We start from the raw sequence: 19,649 nt of genomic DNA, 5'->3' as shown, positions 1-19,649 counted from the left end.
TTCCTCCAGGATGTTTAAGTCACAATTAAGTTTAATGTAAGTTAGATATAAAAACCGACATTTAAACATAATTGTTAAGTCTAAGTCAATCTATGGTTTGCTGACTAGCTTTGCCTTTTTTGTATAGAGTTTGTTAGAATTTGGGGCTAAAAGTTTTATAGCCCTAAACTTAAAAATTTTATGGGTGATTTCTTTAAGATGAGGTTTTATAAATGGATCAATACCGAGAAAATGTAGATAGCAAATTTAAGCTTATTAATGTCGCGGCTAGACGTTGCCGTGAACTACGTAGCGGTGCAAGACCTAGAGTGCATGTTTCATCTAAAAACACTGCTCGCATTGCCTTAGAAGAAGTAAAAGGTGGGTTTGTACGTTTTGAAACCTTACCACCTCCAACTAAAAAATCTGTAGATGAAAGTGAAGGCACACCTGTTGGAGTATAAAATTTAATTAAAAGTTTCTAAACAAAAGATGTAGCTAGTTATTTTATAATAGTTGGCTACATTTTTTGTTGTTTATACTGAATTTTACAGTTGAGGGAAAAAATCGGTAGTGAGCAAAATGTAAGGCTGAACAATAATTCATTTTGGTTGAAACTCGTTTCTGAACTTGCGTTCTAGACAGTACTGAATTTCTATTCAGCGTTACATTTATATCAGCATCAACCTATAGGTTGTTTATAACTATTCTATTTTTGTTCTTTAAGTTGTTTAATTAGTTTTTCTATATTTTGGGTGTTTGGGCCCGTTGGAACGGCTCGCACATAGGCTTCTAGCTGTTCAATACATTCTGTCTTTTTTCCCCAACGTTCATAACAATCTGCTAGGTAAATTCTAATACCTGGTTGAATATTTCCAGCAATGTCTAAAGCTTTTATCAGCATTTTTTCTGATTCTTGATATTCTGCCATATTCATTAGAGCTAGTCCTAAAAACATATAAGTATTTGCGCTTTTGTCGCCTAACTCTATAGCTTGACGTAGTTTTTCTATAGCTTCAGCAGCTTTTTGATCTTTGACTAAAACTACACCTAAATGAAAGTAAGCTTCTGCTGCCTTTGGTTTTAGCCCGATTGCTTGATTAAAAGCTACTTCGGCTGATAAAAAATCTTGATTTTTAGCATAAAGCTCGCCTAATGCCATATGTGCGTCATAATATTTTGGATAAATTTGTATTGCATTATTTAAGTATTCTAATGCTTCGCTAGTGTCACCTTTTTTAGCACTTTTACTACCTTTTTCATAAGCTTTTTTAGCATCTTTAGGTATAGAAGCATCAAGTTTAAGGTCTGATAAAGGAGCTTGAGAGTTATTTTGAGTATTATCTTTTGGAGTTAAGGAAATATCTTGGGTGACAATTTGAGGTAGGCGATTACCAGACATAAAAAAGATTTGTACATCAACTATTGTAGTTGAAAAAGTTGTGCCATCGCTTTCTATAAGTATTTGATAGCTACCATTGACCACAGGGCTAAATACATAACTTCCACTAGCATCAGTAACCGTTTGTGCTATAAGAGTACCTTTGCTTAAAAGCTGAACACGAATAGATTTAGAAGCATTTGTGTTATTGCCAGGTAGATAAACTTTACCTCGCAAAGTATGCCCAGTTTGTTGAGCAATTGCCAAGGTTAAGAAGACAGTACAAATTAAAAAGCCATTAATAAAGAGGGTTTTTATTAGTCGAGACATTACAATATTTTGCACTGTTTTGTTCTCCTAAGATTTTTAATTGTTTGTTGCTTTTTTAGCGATTGGATTAACGAATTATCCCAAATCTAGCTACTAGAGTACAGCATAATATTGCTAATCTATAAAACAAAGTGTAAAAATTAGCTGCTTATGGATATTATTAATAAATTAGAAACGCCTATTTTACGGGTTATTTTACCTCTACTAGCTTTATTTATATTTTATTTATCTATTTTTTGGCTTCCTACAATTAACTTTTTTAACATAGAAAATAGTACAATACTTTCTATAGAAAAATCCAAAGAAATACTTAATTTAAGCCAAATTTACTTAGAACAAAAAAAATATCCAGAAGCACTAAAACTAACTTTAGAGTTAAATCAAGCTTATCCTAATAACCATATTTATTTAGACCAGCTTGCAACTATTTATCAAAACTTAAATGATTATCAAAAACAAGCAGAAGTTTTAGAAAAGTTTTTGCAAGTTGCACCACTACCTAGTGTAGCTTGCCCACAACTACAAGAAGCTTATCGACGGCAAGGAAAAATCGATAAAATGATAGATAGTTGTCAGCGATGTTTAGCTTTAGAGCCAAGAAATGGAGATTTAATTTTCTATCTTGGGCGAGCTTATGAACTGGCAAAAAACTATGAAAAGGCTAAGGAAATTTATCAAAAAGGGGCATTGCTTGATCCAAAATATTTGGATCAATTTGTAGGTTTAGCAAGAGTAAGTTTTTTTCAAAATAACTTAATAGAAGCAGAAAATTTAGTAAATGAAGTGCTAGAAAAGAATCCTGATTTTGTTGACGCGCTTTTACTTATGGGAATGATTCAAAATCGTAAAAAAAAGACAGATCTAGCTAAAGAGTATTTGCAAAAAGGTGTGCAAATAACGCCAAGATATTTGGATTTTTATCTAGAGCTAGCAGCAATTGCAGAAGAAGAAAATAATAAAACTCTAGCTATTAATTATTATGATCAAGCATTAAAAATAGACCCTAATAACCAAGTTGCTCAAAATAAAAAATCGCTGCTAACAGGGGAGAAAAAACTTGATTAATAAAGCACTAATATTTATTAGTCGATCACTATTTACCACAATTGTTATTTTAACTTCGTTCTATTGTTTACTAAATTATCCTTCATTTACTTATCAGCAATTAATTAAACTTTTAATAATAACTTGGATACCTATATTTGCCACATATCAGCCTTATTTTTATTTATTAGCTAGTATTTTGTTAATATGCAGTTTAAGAGAGCAGTTAAAAACATCAAAAACAAAAAAACTTACTTTAGCCTTTTTATTTCTTAATACTAGTTTTAGTTTATATTTAATTTTTAAGCCTTTATTAATTACTTTAGAAAACAATATTGATAGTTTATTTTGGAGTTTTATTACTCTAATACCATTATTTATTTTAATTTTTATTGATTATATTAGCTATTATTCAAATATTGATTGGAGTAAAAAAATAAATGATCAAAAAGATAGTAAAATATTTATTGCTTTAGTAAAAACAGCTTTTTTTGTCTCTCTACTTTATTTTGTAATTTTTCAGCTAAGACAAGTAGATTTTCAGTTAAATTTTAATGGAATGCTTTTTATTTTAGCTTGGAGTATAGCAGCACATTTAGTGTTATTTATGGCTATTTTTTTGACTATAAATCTACTTAGAGCTATAGCTAAATTAACTGTTTATGATACAAAGTTAGAATTTTGGTTGTTAAATATATTGGCAATAGTTTTTTTGGCAGGAGTTTTTAATAACATTATTTTTTCTGCAATAGCTTTTACTGGTTATTTATCAAATTTTTTTGCAATAATTTTTGCTAGTGTAATACTAGGCTTCTTAATGATTATACAAATAATTTTTTTAGCTAATTTATCTGAAAAAGAAATTAGTAAAACTAAGCAAATTATATTTTTAACTTTACTAGCAATAATAACTTATTTATTAACAATAAAATTTACTACTTTAGACTGGAATTTTCTATTACAAAAATTAATTGCTATTGTAATTTGGTGCCTAAGTTTTATTTGTTTTTATTTAACAAAAGCAAAAACAAGGAAAATGTTTTTAACAATATGTTTTGCGCTTGTTTGTTTAACTTTTTATAAATTGGTTGTAATAGCAGAAAAATCTATAACTTGGAAAAATGAAAATTTAACAGCTACACAACTAGTTGATAAATATATTGGTTATGATATTTCTTCTCGTATTTTAAGAGAAATTTTTACACCTAAAGTTCCAGATAATTCATTTTATAAATTCCTACAAGAAAGTAGTAATCTTGGGCAAGCTGTGAAAATTAATCCTCAAGAAATAAACCTAGTAGAAAATTTTGCTAATAATTTAGAAGAAAAACCAAATATTTTTATTTTTACAATTGATAGCTTAAGACAAGATTATATTGGTACTTACAATAAATCTGTTACTTTTACACCTGAAATAGATACTTTTGCTAGTGAAAGTATTGTGTTAGAAAACGCTTTTACTCGATATGGCGCGACAGGTCTTTCAGAACCTTCTATTTGGGCTGGTGGAATGCTAATTCATAAACAATATGTGACTCCATTTTACCCAATGAATAGCTTGCAAAAGCTTTTAGAAAAGGAAAATTACCAATCTTTTATAAGTATTGATTCTATACTTGAAACTATTGTTAAACCTTCAGAAAATATCATAGCTTTAGATAAAGGAGTCTCTACACAAGACTTAAATCTATGTGTTAGTCTAAATGAATTAAAAGCAAAACTTGTAAATCAAACAAATAAAAAACAACCAATATTTTCTTATACTCAACCGCAAAATTTACATATTTCTGTAATTAATCGTGAAAATAAATCTGTTTTAGACAAGCAGAATTATCAAGGCTTTTATGCTCCTTATGCTTCTCGTGTAAAAAAAGTTGACACCTGTTTTGGAGACTTTATCAAGTTCTTAAAACAAGAAGGGTTATTTGAAAATAGCATAATTATTTTTACTTCTGATCATGGGGACTCGCTAGGTGAAGAAAATCGCTTTGGTCATGCTTATACTATTTTTCCTGAAATTTTGCGTATTCCTTTGATTATTCACTTGCCAGAAAGATTAAAAAACAAGGTTGTTTGGGATAGTAAAAAGATTGCTTTTTCTGCTGATATAACACCAAGTCTTTATTATTTGCTAGGCCATAAACCTATAATTAATAGCAATATTTTTGGTAGACCTTTGTTTACATCAACTTTGGAAGAGCAAAAAGCTTATCTAAAAGATAACTATTTAGTAGCGTCTAGTTATGGGGCGGTTTATGGCATTTTAAGCAACAATGGAAATACACTTTATATTGCTGATAGTATAAATTTTCGAGATTATTTTTATGACTTAACTTTAGATCCAAGAGCAACTACAAACTTGGTTAATTCTGTAACTAAGACAGAAAATGAAAAATTAATTCGCCGTCATATTGAAGAAATAAACAATTTTTATCAATTTACTCCTAACAAATAAATTATGTGGATAGCAGCAATTATTTTTACTCTTACTTATTTAGCTTTAGCAATTGGACATATTCCTAAATATAAACTTGACCGGACAGGCATGGCTTTAGTTGGCGCAGCAGCAATGCTTGTAAGTGGTGTAATCAGTTTGCCGCAGGCTTATCAAGCAATTGATGGAAATACTATTTTACTGCTGTTTGCTATGATGATTGTTGCTGCTTATATCCGTCTAGCAAAAGGCTTTCGCCTTGTTGCTTACTGGATACTTAGACGTATTTATGAACCTGTCCCGCTACTTGCAGCAACAATATTTATTTCTGGTATTCTTTCAGCATTTTTTGTAAATGACATAATTTGTTTAGTTCTAACACCATTAATTATTGAGATGGTTAGTCGGCTTAAGCTTCCTGCTATTCCTTATTTAGTTGCAGTTGCTACTAGTTCTAATATTGGTTCTGCTGCGTCTGCTGTAGGGAATCCTCAAAATATTCTTATTGCAAGTCTAGGAAATTTATCTTTCCGAGAGTTTTTGCTTAAACTTGGGCCTATTGCATTAATTGGCCTAGCGTTAAACTTTTTAGTTGTTTATTTAATTTATCGCTCTCAATTAAAAGTAGAAAAGTCTGTTGAACCTGTAAAAATCAAACCGTTGCGCTATAAAGTTAACAAAGCTGTGCTTATTAAAAGTGGAGTAATTTCTTTCTTAATGTTAATAGCTTTTTTGGCAGGCGTACCGCTTCCGCTTGCTTCTAGCGGTGCAGCAGCAATGCTATTAATTACACGCCGAGTTAACCCAAGCAAAGTTTATCGCTTTGTTGACTGGGAGTTACTCATGCTTTTTGCAGGATTATTTGTATTAGTTCAAGGTGTGGAAGTTTCTGGATTAATGGAAAAAATGTTTTCCTATGTTGCACATCTTCCTTTTGAAAATATATTTGTATTAAGTAGCATAACAATAGTTTTATCTAATATTGTTTCTAATGTTCCAGCCGTGTTGTTATTAAAACCAATAATTTTAGAGCTTAAAGATGTCACTAAGGGTTGGTATTTTTTAGCTATGGTTAGCACATTAGCCGGCAATCTAACTATTTTAGGCTCGGTTGCTAATTTAATTGTGGTGCAAATTGCTCGTAGAGAAAATATTAAAATTAGTTTTATGGAATACTTAAAAGTAGGTTTGCCAGTTACTTTGATAACTATTTTAGTAGGGTTATTGTTTTTTAGTTTTTATTAAATGGCATAGAAGTTGTTGTCAATTTGTCTAAAAATAAAATTGTTAAGGAATAAAATAATGAGTGTAGAAGATCCAGAAGAAATACATATTGATGAATATAATGAAGAGGAAGAGTTAGCTTATAAAGAAGCACAACTTAAGCTTAAACAATCTGTCTTAGAAAAAGTTAAACGACCTACCAATAAAATGTTGGTACATCCTACAAATAAAAATCCTCAAGATAGTCCATTTTCATCTTGGTTTGGTCACATTGGAGTTTTACCAAAAGGAGAGTCTTGGCCTAAAATACAAAATATTTCTCCGTTTCCTTTATGTCAAATAAATACAACAGAACTGCCTTATTTACCACCTCAACTAGAAGACACAGCTATGATTTGTGTTTGGCTTATTTGTTCAGAGCTAAGATGGGAGAGAGGTAGTTGTAATGGTAATGGATGGTTACTAAAAACCTACTCATCTTTAGATGATTTAGTTCCTACCACCTATGTTTATCCTAGACTAAAGAAAAAGATTCACCTACAGGTTTTTTTTCTAGCCTATTTGATTTTACTCATTGGACTGATTATGTGCCACCTTGCGTTGTAACTTGGCAACTAGCAGATGATTATCCATATCCTCCTTATGTGAAAGGAATATTAACTGAAGAAGAATATAATATTTATGATAGCTTATATTTTTATTGTGATGATCCCATGAGCGTAGAAAATGTAGAAGGAAGTAAAGTAGGAGGATGGCCCACAATAATAGAATTTGAACCTTTTGGACAGTTTAAGCATTCTTCTTGGCTAGATTTTATATTTCAAATCTGTAGCTATCCTGAATTAAATTGGGGCTGGTTTACTCCTAAAGATGAAAGGAGTTTTGGTTTCTTTGCTCGTAGTCGCCTTTCTAATGATTGGATTTTTGATCGCCATAAGTGGTTATGTTAGGCTACGCTGTCATTTTTGGCATCATTGCCACTTTTGACAGAACTAAGCTTGCTATTTTTTGTCATAGATAAACTGAATAAAATAATTTCTAATAAACTTTATATATAAGTAAAATAAACACTTAAAAAGTAAAGAAAAGAAATAAGATATTTAGAACAAATATTGCTTTATTAAGTAAAAAAATCCACCCATTTTTACTTATAAGGAAGCAATATAATGTTAAGAATAAATGATTCTACTAGTCAAACTTTATTTAATGAACAAGAAGAAAATAAAACATCTGTCACTACAAGATCACAAAATACTGTATCTGAAAACACAACCTCAGAAACATCCAGTGACCAAGAGCAAAAGAATAGTGTAAATTCATCGGATGTAAAATTACCTAATATAAAAGCAGAAGAGCAAAAACTAATGACTAATATGTTTCGCCAATCTTTACAATCAAAAATTTCCACTAATCCTAACCCAAACAAAGATTTAGATAAGATAGAAAAAGATTCTTCCCTAAATACAAATGCTGTAACAGGTGCTATAGTAGGAGAGAAAATTGCTACTATACAAGACAAAACAGCTAATGAGATTTATAACTATCCTCCCCGTAGCCCACAATCAGATAAAGCTGCTTCTGTTATGGAATCTGCTATGAAAGATGCTGGATTTGGTAAAGATGTAGGACTAGCTATAGGTGCTGCTACAAATGATGACGGAGTAATCATTTTAGGTTCATCCGGTAATATAAATTCAATTACTCCTATTAGATATTTTGACTTACTTTCTAAAGGAAAATTGCAAGAAAAACTAAATACTACTTTTGCTAATGATCAAGCAGTAAAGAAAACAACAGATGTTAATTATGAGTTGAAATTAGAAAAAATCACTTCTAAAGATTTATATGTTGTAGAATACTCAAAACCTGCAATAGAAGTAGTTAAACAATCAATGAAAGATGCTGGATTGCCTGAAACAAGAATAAAGCAATTAGATAAATTTGTAGTTGCTGGTGTAAGAGATGGAAAAATAGTTATTGGCTCAACTAATGGAAGCAAACAATTTACTAAGCAAGAATATTATGAAATTATTACAAAAGGGAATCTTCAGCAAAAACTAAATCCATTGTTTGTAAACGATAATAATGTTAAAAAAAGCACCAATGTTGTTTTTGAATTAAGCCCTGATAAGATACAAAATTTAGATATTAAACGCACTATTACTTATCCTGATATTAAATTAGAAAAAGGGTTTTTAATAAAGGATTTAAAAAATATTCAGCCTGATGCTACCAGTTTAAAAGATATAGTCCTTAAAAATCCTGTAGAATCTGTAAAAAAGATATATGAAAATACAAAAATATTTCCTACATATAAAAAAGAAGATAGAGTCTGTGTTGAAGAAAGATTATTTCAAGCAAAAAGCATAGAGAAACTAACTTCAATGACTGTTCTTTCACGTACAGAACTTCCTAAAGGTATAAAAGCAGAACAAAATGAATATATAGAAAGATTAGAAAATCCTACAGAAAAGGTAATGGTTCCTTGTGTTTCTTGCAAAGAAAATTCTGAGATAATAATTAATTCTAATAATGATGATGCTACTGCTATGAAATTAAGATTAAATAATGAATTAGTTAATAATGGTAAAAGAGCCAGTTTAGGAGGCTCTACAGCAGCAGCAACTTACTTGATTGAACAAGGCTTAAAAGGAGAATCTATTGATGCTAAAACCTTAGCAGGTACTACATTAGTAGGCTCAAGTGCAGGTGTTGTAAGTGGAAAAATTGAAGAAGTTATTAGCAAGAAAATTTTATTAGCTCCAACTGCAACATACACTCCAGCACAATTATTTTTAAGACAAGGTATTGCTGCAAGTGCCGCAGGAGGAATTGTAAATTCAGGAATGACAGCAATTAAAGAATATCCCAATTATCAAGCAGGCAAAATTTCTCAAGGTGAATATGTAAAAGATATAGTTAAAGAAGGTGCTATAGGCACAATATCTAGTGTTTCAGGCGTTGCTGCTGGAGCATATTTTGGAGCAATAGTAGGCTCTACTGTGCCAGTTGCAGGTAATATAGTTGGTGCTGTGGCTGGTGGAGTTACTGGATATGTTGTAGATAAATTAACTAGAGAGGCAGTAAATGATATTTTTAACTCTCAAACAGAAGAAGTAAAAGTCCCAATGGAATTATTTCAACGTGGTGTAAGTTTACAAGTGCCAGTTTATGAAAAAGACACACAATTTGATGTAATGATACGCTCATATGCAATGACAGCTAAAAGCGTTGGTTTACCTAAATCAGAAGTAGAACAAGTTGTTGAGAAATGGTCTGCTAGCTATCGATTAAACCAAACTCAGGGAACAGAAGTTAGATTTACTGTAAATATTGATGGTAAAAGAGAAGTAATTTCTGATTTAGCTTTTGAAGAATTTAAGAAAACAGGTTCTATGCCTGTTGCTATTAGTGGAAATACTCATCAACCCATTCTTGAGGATATAAAACAAAGGCTAGAAAAATTGCCCAGCAAATAAATTTTATAAATTTCCCATCTAAAAAGGAGGATAGCTTTCTGCTACCCTCCTTTTTGACTTAGCAGAAAAAGTCATTCCAAACTATTTTTCAAGAACAAAATTAATAGCTTCTAAGTCTGATGAACCAATATTCCATACACCATATACAGAAAAACCACCTGTTTTAGTAAAGTTTTTATCAAACCTAAGTGTAGCATCTACTTTATTTGTTCCTGTTAGGGTTTGTTCTCTACCATTTGGACTATCGCTATCTACAATTCTAAAAACTAACTTTTTGATTGTAGCATCATTAAGATTAGTGTTATCTGTTGGACGCAAATTACTTATGCTTACACTAATATTATAGAAGCGAGAATCATCACTTGTTATCTTAGGAATTTGTAAGTGCAAGAAATGGGTTTCTTGAGTTTTAAGATTAAGATAAGTATCCTTTATAACTGAGTGATCTCCCTCAAGCCTAAAATTAATTTCTGCCTGTAAGTATTCATTGTAAAGAAGTGCTGTGCGTTGGAGTTGATAAAGGTTTCGGTAAGGTTGCTCAATAGTTAAATCTAGGCTTGATGGAGAAAAGTTTGTATAAGGACTTGTTGCATTAGTATTAACTATCATAACCAAAACTTGCTTATTAACTGTAGGTTTAGAAAGCGTTTCAGCATTAGCAATTTCAAATTTATCATTAAAAGATCCTAAGCTTATTAATGACCTACTATCAGCATCATAGTTAAAAATATAAGCTAAAACATTTGATCCTGTTAAAGTAAATTTTAGCTTAGTGTTAGCTGCCCAATTTAATGAAGGGTTAAATTGATAGCTGTAAAGCGTGGCAGAAATGTCTTGTGATGTCCATTCAACTACCATACTAGTTTTTGTAGGATCGTCAAAAACAAATTTATTGTTTGCACTACCAAGAATTTGCATAAGTTGAGGAAATTCATTTTGGTAAATATCGCCTGACATCCAATCTTCACAAAAGCTGTCCCAAACATTTGTTAGCTGGTCAGCAGTATTAGTAGAAACAAATTTTTTAATTGGCTCAATTGGATTTGGGTTAGTAATACGACTCTTAATCAATGTGCCAATGCTATTATTAGCTGTTATTTCATTTGCTGCTTTTGATGTCACATAGCTTAAAAACATTGATGCTCCATAGCCATGGTTTTGAATCGATGTAATTTCTTCTGTGCTAGATGTTGCTGGTGGAAAATGTAGTCCGTGATGAAACAAAAATTGATATTTATCTTCTGCAACGTTGTCTGGAACTCTACTTGTATCTGTCATCTTCCACTCAAACCAAGTACAAATAGCTTCTTCTAACCAAAACCAAGGATCTGCACTAGTAGCCATAGCAAAATAGCTTCTTGAGTCATATAAACTTTGTGCTATGTGGCAAAGTTCATGAGGAATAGTTTCTCTAAGTTTTTGGCTAATAACATTACCTTCCATTATTCTTTCTTTATTTAGCCGGATAGAGTAATGATTTGGCCCAAAAAACTTTCCTAAAAATCCTGCTGTTGTTTCTCCTACACGACCTTCTTCTGAACTGCTAAAAGTTTCCATATCTAACACAATTGGAGCAGTTCGTTTGCTCATTGAAACGCCAAAAGATTATAGTTTGTTATAAGCTTCTTCAGCAATTTTTAATACTTCTTCAGCAACTTTTTCCATTGGGTCGCCTGATTTGCCTACATATGTTGCAATAAATTTGCCTGTGCTACTAGTCTTTGAACGTAGTTTTACAGCATGCATTTCTACTGCAATTTCATCTCTAAATAATGGCTCAATGCCTTGATCCATCATTAAAGTTTTAGTGGAAGTTTTAGGACTAATAGGCAAGTTAACAGAAACAAGATTGTTAGCCGATGTTGCTGGAATCGTTTGCGATACAGTATCAACTTTTCCCAAACTAGGGACAAATGTTTCTGTTGTTAACACAACAAAAGGATTACCTTCAAGATTATTACTTTCAGTCTCAAGACTTAATTTTACAGATTTATATAAATCTTGAGATAAACCTGTAACCCTATAAACATCAGAAGTCCTTATGTTATCCATTGTTGAAAGACCAATACCACGATAAACTTCTATTGTAGAAGGCGTTTTGATGGCTTTTTTAGGAATGGTGATAACTAAACCACCTGCCGCAACTGTGCCACCTTTTTTATCTACTGTTGTGCTAGAAAGTTTTTCCCAATTATCATCATCAACAATGGTTACAGTGTCTTGGCTATTTAAGGAAAGTTTATAAGTAGGGTCATCTAGCAGGCTTAAAATTATAGTTTCGTCACCTTCTGGAACTGTGTCATCTATTGGAATAATTGAAAGTGTTGCAGATGTAGCACCAGCAGGGATAACTAATTGATTAACTATACCTACATAATCTTGATTGATTGTTGCTGTTCCGCTAAGTTGGTAATTTATTACCACCATTTTGTTTAATTCCTCGCTACGGGTGATGGTAAAAACTCCAGCTACAGAATTTTTTTCATAAGCAAGCGGCGTTGTTGCTTTAACCGTTATAACAGGTAAGTTTTCTTGAATAACAGTTAAATTAACTAATGTTTGGTGTGTTTGTGTGCCACTAACACCAATAATATTAATTTGGTAGTTTCCCGCAGGAGTGTTGCTATTTGTTGTAACGCTGATATTACTTGTGTTGCCAGCAGTTACACTACTAGGAGAAAAGCTTACTCTAACACTATCTTGTTGGGGGGTTACTGAGCTACTTAAATTGATTGTTCCATTAAAACCAGCTATTGATTGGGTGTTAAGGGTGAAATTAGCTGTTTTTTCTGCTACAACTTGTTGTGATGATGGCGTAGCACTTAAAGAAAAATCCCCTGTTTGGCTAGATTCTTTAATAACTACAGCACGAATCATTATATTAGCGTCTGTGCCGTCGCTAAAGGCAAGAGGGCCACTAAAAGTTGCTCCTCCATTGGTTGAAAAATAGCTTCGCCTGCGTGCTAAACTATTTGTATCAGCAGCAAATCCAACTCCTGATGCTGGATTAGGTGCTTGATAACCTACGTAAATATCACCGGATGTAATGTTTACAGTAGAGTTAACCAGAAAATCAATATATGAGCCTAGGCTAGCAATTGTAACCCACTGACTTACTATCAAAGTAGGGTTAGATATAGGAGAACCATTTCCGAAAGGGTCTAAAAATGCAATTAGCCTTATAGAACGGCCTATTGGACTTGGCTGGCCTTGAAAGCTAGGAAAAAAGATGCGAATGGTTTTTAATTTTACTGGATAATTACTAGGTGTAAGTCGGTTTACTATCACTAACCCATCAGCTAGCACTCCTCGACCATCTAATGTCCCATCATCAACTTTTAATTCTTCTTCTGAGTCTGCATTAGGAATTACTTTATTTTCTGAAAAAATTATATTTGTTGTAGTGATAGGATAACTAACTGTTTCCTGTTGAAGTTGTGCGTTGCTTATAGGAGATATAATTATCGAGAATGCTAATAAAATTGAAATAATGGAGAAAAGAAAATAATATTTTTTGTTTGCCGCTACTAACATAAGAGTATCCTCCTTCCTTAGAAAGAGCTTGATTGCTCAATATATTCATGGCAAACGCAATAACTATTCCAACTATTTAATTTACGGATAAATGGGCCATATAAATTATGGCTTAGATGAAAAAGCGTAATAATAAACAAAAGATTAAATATAATAAATCTAATGATTATAACAAAATAAAAATCCTTATAATATAGCTTGTAACTACATAAAATAACAGCTAGTTATAGGTATATTAACTATTTTATTGAAAATAATAAAAATATATCAATAAGGATTATTATTTAATAATTTAGGAAGATTATTATTTTATTATTATTAAATAATTTTTGAGGAAATTTTCCCATAAGTAAAAATTTTTTTAATTTATTTCCTATATAATTAGCTTAAGTAAATTAACAGGCATATAAAAAAGTAGCTTTGTACTATCACTTATTTATTCCAAACTAAACATACTTGTTTGAATTTGCCTACAATGTTTATCGTAAATTATAAATATTATATGTAAAATTTCTCTTAAAAATACGCAAGAAATTTAATAATTTTTTATATCAATAATAAGAAATTATAGCTAATAAATTAGTCTAAGATACTGTATTATAACTAATTATATTAAATAATAAATATAAATAAAATGTGAAAAACTATATTAATATTTCCTAAAAACTATCTAAAAATTTAATTAACTATGTTGTCAAACAAAATATTGTATGTATAATCAACTTCTAAGAAAGTATATTTTTGTCAAAGGGACTTTTCAAAATACACTATAAAAATATGTCTTTTTAATCCTTCCCGCTTAAAAAGACCCCCTAACTAATAAAGTATAGAAACTAAAAAACAGGGAATGTTTTGGTTAGTACTTAATTTATATTAAAAATAATAAATTAAACTTCATAAAATAATCTGAAAATCGGCTAATATACTGATTTTTACTAACTTAGTATAAATAAATGCATGATAAGTCAAACATCCAAAAAATACGAAACAAATAATGCTCTGTTTAGCTTACTACAATCTTTAGAAGTAGAAAAGAAATCTTGCTTGCTTCAAGTTTCATCTAAAGAAGGGGATGGTTTTTTATACTTCTTTTTAGGCAAACTTGTAGATGCTCTTTATGAAGACTATGAAGGGGAAGAAGCTGTTTATAAGATTCTTTTCTGGGAAGATGTTGAAATAGATGTTAGAGATATAGTAAGAAAAGAGCAAACCCGCACAAATATTATAAATAAACCTTTATCGGTTCTATTTATGGAAGCTTCAAGGATAAATACCCAAAATAATTTACAAAAATTATCTTCAAAACCTAATTTATCTTTAGTGCAAGGTTCTGATAATGCTGAAAAATTATCTGTTGTTAAAGAAAAAGTTAATAAAGAATTAAGTAATACTCAGGAGGAAATACAGATGGGAAATATTAATGAATGTTTAAATGAGTTAATGAAAGTTGATGGAGCTATGGCTGCAAGTATTGTTGATGCAAAAAGCGGTATGGCTTTAGGTTCAATTGGTAGTGGCATAAATTTAGAACTTGCTGCGGCAGGTAATAGTGAAGTATTTCGATCAAAGTTAAAGACAATGCACAGCTTAGGCTTAAAAGATAAAATAGAAGATATTTTAATTACATTAGGTCAGCAATATCATCTTATACGTCCTTTAACTAATGCCCCAAATCTTTTTATCTATTTTGTATTAAATAGAGCGCAATCTAATTTAGCTATGGCTCGCTATAAATTAGGAGAACTTGAAGGCCGCTTAGAAGTTTAATAAACCTCTTAAGTTTTAGATAAAAAACCAGGTGTTTTAAGTTACGAAAAACTTAAAACACCTGGTTTTTTATCTAAAACTTACAGATATTTTTCTGCAAGTTTTTTCTTTTTTTACATTCCATTAAAAACCAATCTCTATAAATCAAACTTAAAAACTTAAATAAATAATTACCTAACATATGAGGTGATAAGGATATGTTTTTCTCTAAACTAACCAAACAGCCTAAATATCAGCTTAAAAACCAATCTATCATTTTATTTCTTACAATTTGTTTAGTTATTGGTTTATTAAATTCTAACAATTTACAAGCTGATACAACTAGTGCAAGCAATAAAAATTTTGAGTTAGCACAGCAGGCCAGAGCGATATTAACTAAAAATTGTTTGCAATGTCATGGAATGAATGGAGTAGCAACAAAAAATATTTTTGTGCTAGACCATGCTCGACTAATTGAAAATAAAACGGTTATTGCTGGTGATGCTAATTCTTTGCTACTTAAAATGGTTGAAACTAATGCAATGCCTATAGGCAAAAGTCCACTTTCTGAAAAAGATAAAGCTATTTTACGGACGTGGGTTTTAGCAGGTGCGCCAAGTTGGGATAAAGAGCAAGAAAAACCAACAGATAATATAAAAAATAAAAAATTTATTGCAGAATCAGCACTTCTTGCCACAATTGAAAAAGACCTTGAGCAAGCTTCTGAACGTTCACGGCCTTATTTGCGCTATTTTAGCATTACACATTTAAGCAATGCTTCTATTTCAGAAGAAGAATTAGAACAATATCGAGTTGGGCTAACAAAATTAATTAATAGTTTGTCCTGGCATAAGGAAATTACTATTCCCACACCAATTAATGCAGAAAAAACTTTGCTACGAATAGATTTACGTGATTTTAATTGGACAGCAGACACTTGGCGGACAATTTTGTCTTCTTATCCTTATGCTGTAAAGTTGCCTGCTAATGAAGTGATTAAATCTTTTTCAGGTGCAGAAATTCCTTATATTCGCGCCGATTGGTTTATGGCAAATGCTTCTGTAGCACCGCTTTATCATAATATTCTTTGTTTACCTAATACAATTACAGAGCTAGAAAAACTCTTAGGTGTTGATGTTAATCGTAATTTACAGGAAGAAAGAAATATTATTCGTGCAGGGTTGCGCAGTAGTGGAGTATCACAAAATAACCGTATTGTAGAGCGTCACGTTTCAAATTATGGAGCATACTGGAAAAGTTATGATTTTAGCTCTAGCTTAGATAGTCAAAATATTTTTAGCTCGCCTTTAACTATGACTTCGGCTGGTGGAGAAATGATTTTTAACCTTCCAAACGGAATGCAAGCTTATTTTCTTGTTGATAGCCATGGAAAACGCCTAGATGTCGCTCCTGTTGCAATTGTGTCGGATCGTAGTTCTCCAGAGAGTCCAATAATTCATAATGGCCGTTCTTGTATGAGTTGTCATTTTGCTGGAATGAAATATTTTCGTGATGATATGAGAAGCACTTTAGAAGCAGAATTAACTTCTGCTAGCCGAAACACTAGCCGCTATTTTACCCTAGAAAAAGCTTTAGCGATTTATCCAACACAAAACACTTTGGACAATCTTTTAGAGCAAGACCAAGACAGATTTCGTCAAGCAATAGAAAAAACTGGTAGCAAATTAAGTCCTAATCTTCAAAGTGAGCCAATTAATGCACTAGCGCGACGTTTTGAAGCAGAACTTTCTTTACCCTTAGCTGCTGCCGAAGCAGGACTGGACAAAGAAGAATTCTTAGCCCGTGTTCGTGCAAGCTCTCGACTTTCTTCGCTTGGCTATAGCCAATTAGTTGTTGCTAATGGTGCTTTTAAGCGCGATGCTTGGGAAAAATATTATAGTGATTTAGTTCAAGAGTTACATTTAGGTGAATATCTTTCTAGTCAAATTCTAGCTAAAAACTTACGCCAAAATAATCAAGCTGTAACTAAAAGTAATTTAAACACTTTACCTACTACTAATGTTGTAGCTCTTAACTCATCAACAAAATTAAATGCTCAAGGGCCACTAACATCAAGCTATGGAAATGCTAATGATAATAGCCCCGCCGCACTACTAAGGGCTTCACAAACTATTGGGATTCATACTAAAACTAGATTTTTTAATATAGATTTTCTTCAAACAGCTTTGCTTAATGACAAAGAGTTTCAATCACAAGGTCTAGCCATTTCTGATAATTGGTCAAACCTGAATTTAATAATCACCGTTGACCGACCTGTTTTTACCTTTGATTATACTTTTAACTTAAAACACGCTAAAAAAGGGATAATTTTAGCTAGCGGTAAAATTATTGCTGGCGATGCTAGAGCGGCAGCCCCAAAAATAGCCAAAGAGTTAATCAAACAAATACAAAATTTAAGAAAAGCAGGCGAGTAGTAAGAATACCAATTCTAAAAGAAGGTTAACTAGCTCTATAAATGCCTAATAGCTAGTTAACCTTCTTAAATTTACTAAACAATATAATTAAATGAATAAAAAAAGCCAAGTCACTAACTTTTTGAGTTTACTCATAGTTCTAGCCGTAAATTAACTGACCCGTCATTCAAATCAATACTTGATCCTAGTTAAAAATCGATATATAGTTAGCCCTCTTGCCGCAAATGATAATCAAGGAGTTTTTTCATGACATCAGTAGCAACCTCTAAGCATATGGTTAGAGGTGGTGAGTTTCTCATCACCGAAACTAACCCAAATTCTATTTTTACTCGTGACGATTTAGAAGAAATACAATATCAAGTAGCTAGTGCTATTAAAGAATTTTTTGATAAAGAAGTATTGCCTAGAACAGAAGAAATTGAAGCTCTAAATGTGGATACTATGCGAGAGCTAATGCGTAAGGCTGGCGATGTAGGATTGCTAGGTTTAGAAGTTCCTACCTCAATGGGAGGTTATGGAATGAAAAAATCTACAGCCCTTTTAGTAGGTGAAAACCACACTAAACAATTTTCTTTTGCTGGTTGTGTTGGTGTTCATACCTCAGTAGGAATGATTCCAATAGTTTATTTTGGAAGTGAAGACCAACGCAAAAAATATTTAACCAAACTTCTTTCTGGTGAATGGATTGCAGCTTATTGCTTAACTGAACCTCATTGCGGCTCAGATGCAATGTCAATTCGTACCACTGCAACACTTTCTGAAGATGGCAAACATTACATTATTAATGGAAGCAAAATGTGGATTACTAATGCTGGTTTTGCAAATCTATTTAATGTTGCTGCCAAAGTTGATGGAAAGAAATTCACTATGTTTATTGTTGAAGCCGATAGCCCAGGCATCACTCTAGGCAATGAAGAAAAGAAAATGGGCTTGACTGGCTCATCAACTCGTCCTGTATTTTTTGATAATGTAAAAGTGCCTATTGAAAATATTTTAGGTGAAATAGGAAAAGGTCATCATATTGCGTTTAATGCTCTAAATATGGGACGTATGAATATTGGCTCTGGTGCTTATGCTCAAATTAAACGCTCTATTGGTGTATCAGTTAAATACGGTAAAATGCGTAAAGCATTTGGGAAGTCAATTACAGATTTTGGTTTAATTAAACAAAAGCTGGCAGAAATGGCGATTCGTGCCTATGCTGTTGAATCAATGGCATTTCGTACCGCAGGGCTTATTGATGATCAACTTCATGGTTTAGACTCAGAAGCAAGTGATTATCTTGCTCGCTCAATGGAAGTTCTAAAGGAATATGCAATTGAAAGCTCAATAATGAAGGTTTATGGCTCAGAGGCCCAAGGCTATGCAGTTGATGAAGCGGTGCAAATTTTTGGCGGTAATGGCTATAGCAAGGAATATCCTGTTGAAAAAGATTATAGAGATGCTCGCCCAACACGTATTTTTGAAGGTACAAATGAAATTAACCGCATGTTAATTATTGATATGTTAATCAAGCGGGGAATGAGTGGCGATTTACCTATAGTTGAAGCTGGCGAAAGAACGATTAAGGATGTTTATGACACTGGCCCCTTACCACAATTAGATCCAAATCCCAAAGACGGAAGTTTATTTAGCACAGAGAAAACTTTAGTTGCCAATATGAAAAAAGCCTGCATTATGTTGCTTTGGCAAGCAGCGCAAAAATGGATGGTACAACTATCTGAAGAACAAGAAGTTGTTGCTGCAATTAGTGATTGCATCATGGAAACTTATGCTGCTGAAAGTACGCTACTTCGCACACTTAAACGTATTGAAAATAAGGGTGAAGCAGATAGCCAATATCATATTGATATGATGAAAGTTTTTATCAATGACTCAGTGATGAAGATGGAAGTAATTGCACGTAAGACTTTAGCTGTAATTAGTGAAGAAGCTGAGTTAAGCGCGTCATTAAAATCACTCCATCGCTTATTGCAATGGCAACCCATCAACACAGTCACAGCCCGCCGCCGTATTGCGGATAGGATTATTGACCAAGAATGTTATCCATTTGATTAAGGAGA

13 protein-coding genes are annotated in these 19,649 nt (G+C 32.1%); 10 read left to right on the top strand and 3 right to left on the bottom strand.

Going from position 1 to position 19,649, the window contains the following annotated elements:
• Positions 1 to 212 precede the first annotated feature (212 nt).
• Positions 213 to 443 carry a DNA-directed RNA polymerase subunit omega gene (rpoZ, locus tag IPK14_12895; protein ID MBK7994277.1) on the top strand — a complete coding sequence of 77 codons (231 nt, stop codon included), beginning with the start codon at positions 213 to 215 and terminating at the stop codon, positions 441 to 443.
• A 245-nt stretch (positions 444 to 688) separates the two neighbouring features.
• Here the strand turns inward: rpoZ and IPK14_12890 are convergent, their stop codons facing one another.
• Entirely contained in the window at positions 689 to 1,705 is a 1,017-nt protein-coding gene (locus IPK14_12890; GenBank protein ID MBK7994276.1) for a tetratricopeptide repeat protein, read from the bottom strand.
• Positions 1,706 to 1,840: 135 nt separating this feature from the next.
• Between IPK14_12890 and IPK14_12885 the strand changes: the two genes are divergently transcribed.
• The 6 genes from IPK14_12885 to IPK14_12860 all read left to right on the top strand — a co-directional run bounded on the left by IPK14_12885 (position 1,841) and on the right by IPK14_12860 (position 9,871).
• A complete protein-coding gene (locus IPK14_12885; GenBank protein MBK7994275.1) occupies positions 1,841 to 2,755 on the top strand; it encodes a tetratricopeptide repeat protein in 915 nt (304 codons plus the stop codon).
• 178 nt (positions 2,756 to 2,933) lie between these two features.
• Positions 2,934 to 5,189, top strand: coding sequence for a sulfatase-like hydrolase/transferase (locus tag IPK14_12880; GenBank protein ID MBK7994274.1), 2,256 nt, complete (start codon positions 2,934 to 2,936; stop codon positions 5,187 to 5,189).
• Positions 5,190 to 5,192: 3 nt separating this feature from the next.
• Positions 5,193 to 6,413, top strand: a complete 1,221-nt coding sequence (locus IPK14_12875; protein ID MBK7994273.1) for an anion transporter — start codon at positions 5,193 to 5,195, stop codon at positions 6,411 to 6,413.
• A 57-nt stretch (positions 6,414 to 6,470) separates the two neighbouring features.
• Positions 6,471 to 6,998 carry a hypothetical protein gene (locus IPK14_12870; protein MBK7994272.1) on the top strand — a complete coding sequence of 176 codons (528 nt, stop codon included), beginning with the start codon at positions 6,471 to 6,473 and terminating at the stop codon, positions 6,996 to 6,998.
• On the top strand, positions 6,980 to 7,342 hold the full coding sequence (locus IPK14_12865; protein MBK7994271.1) for a hypothetical protein: 363 nt from the start codon (positions 6,980 to 6,982) through the stop codon (positions 7,340 to 7,342). The genes IPK14_12870 and IPK14_12865 overlap by 19 nt, the downstream gene beginning before the upstream one ends.
• A gap of 216 nt (positions 7,343 to 7,558) precedes the next feature.
• The gene (locus IPK14_12860) at positions 7,559 to 9,871 is read left to right on the top strand and encodes a hypothetical protein (protein MBK7994270.1); all 2,313 of its coding nucleotides are present in this window, start codon (positions 7,559 to 7,561) and stop codon (positions 9,869 to 9,871) included.
• An 81-nt stretch (positions 9,872 to 9,952) separates the two neighbouring features.
• Here the strand turns inward: IPK14_12860 and IPK14_12855 are convergent, their stop codons facing one another.
• Both IPK14_12855 and IPK14_12850 read right to left on the bottom strand, forming a co-directional pair.
• Positions 9,953 to 11,461, bottom strand: a complete 1,509-nt coding sequence (locus IPK14_12855) for a hypothetical protein (protein ID MBK7994269.1) — start codon at positions 11,459 to 11,461, stop codon at positions 9,953 to 9,955.
• A gap of 15 nt (positions 11,462 to 11,476) precedes the next feature.
• The gene (locus IPK14_12850; protein MBK7994268.1) at positions 11,477 to 13,405 is read right to left on the bottom strand and encodes a hypothetical protein; all 1,929 of its coding nucleotides are present in this window, start codon (positions 13,403 to 13,405) and stop codon (positions 11,477 to 11,479) included.
• A 957-nt stretch (positions 13,406 to 14,362) separates the two neighbouring features.
• On the opposite strand from IPK14_12850, the gene IPK14_12845 reads away from it, so the two are divergent.
• From IPK14_12845 to IPK14_12835, 3 genes are all read left to right on the top strand, one after another.
• Positions 14,363 to 15,172: a DUF4388 domain-containing protein gene (locus IPK14_12845; protein ID MBK7994267.1), complete on the top strand. Its 810-nt coding sequence runs from the start codon at positions 14,363 to 14,365 to the stop codon at positions 15,170 to 15,172.
• Positions 15,173 to 15,369: 197 nt separating this feature from the next.
• Complete coding sequence (locus tag IPK14_12840) at positions 15,370 to 17,586, top strand: hypothetical protein (protein MBK7994266.1); 2,217 nt, start codon at positions 15,370 to 15,372, stop codon at positions 17,584 to 17,586.
• Between the two features lie 246 nt (positions 17,587 to 17,832).
• Positions 17,833 to 19,644 (top strand): acyl-CoA dehydrogenase family protein, encoded by a 1,812-nt coding sequence (locus IPK14_12835; protein ID MBK7994265.1) that lies wholly within the window; start codon positions 17,833 to 17,835, stop codon positions 19,642 to 19,644.
• Positions 19,645 to 19,649: the final 5 nt, after the last annotated feature.

This window comes from Blastocatellia bacterium, assembly GCA_016713405.1.
Lineage (GTDB): Bacteria > Acidobacteriota > Blastocatellia > Chloracidobacteriales > JADJPF01 > JADJPF01.
This window is presented reverse-complemented; position numbering and strand designations above follow the sequence as displayed.

Excerpts from the sequence above, each read along its gene's own strand:
- rpoZ (MBK7994277.1), top strand. The coding sequence starts at position 213 with ATGGATCAATACCGAGAAAATGTAGATAGCAAATTTAAGCTTATTAAT.
- IPK14_12885 (MBK7994275.1), top strand. The coding sequence starts at position 1,841 with ATGGATATTATTAATAAATTAGAAACGCCTATTTTACGGGTTATTTTA.
- IPK14_12875 (MBK7994273.1), top strand. The coding sequence starts at position 5,193 with ATGTGGATAGCAGCAATTATTTTTACTCTTACTTATTTAGCTTTAGCA.
- IPK14_12870 (MBK7994272.1), top strand. The coding sequence starts at position 6,471 with ATGAGTGTAGAAGATCCAGAAGAAATACATATTGATGAATATAATGAA.
- IPK14_12860 (MBK7994270.1), top strand. The coding sequence starts at position 7,559 with ATGTTAAGAATAAATGATTCTACTAGTCAAACTTTATTTAATGAACAA.
- IPK14_12855 (MBK7994269.1), bottom strand. The coding sequence starts at position 11,461 with ATGAGCAAACGAACTGCTCCAATTGTGTTAGATATGGAAACTTTTAGC.
- IPK14_12850 (MBK7994268.1), bottom strand. The coding sequence starts at position 13,405 with ATGTTAGTAGCGGCAAACAAAAAATATTATTTTCTTTTCTCCATTATT.
- IPK14_12845 (MBK7994267.1), top strand. The coding sequence starts at position 14,363 with ATGATAAGTCAAACATCCAAAAAATACGAAACAAATAATGCTCTGTTT.
- IPK14_12840 (MBK7994266.1), top strand. The coding sequence starts at position 15,370 with ATGTTTTTCTCTAAACTAACCAAACAGCCTAAATATCAGCTTAAAAAC.
- IPK14_12835 (MBK7994265.1), top strand. The coding sequence starts at position 17,833 with ATGACATCAGTAGCAACCTCTAAGCATATGGTTAGAGGTGGTGAGTTT.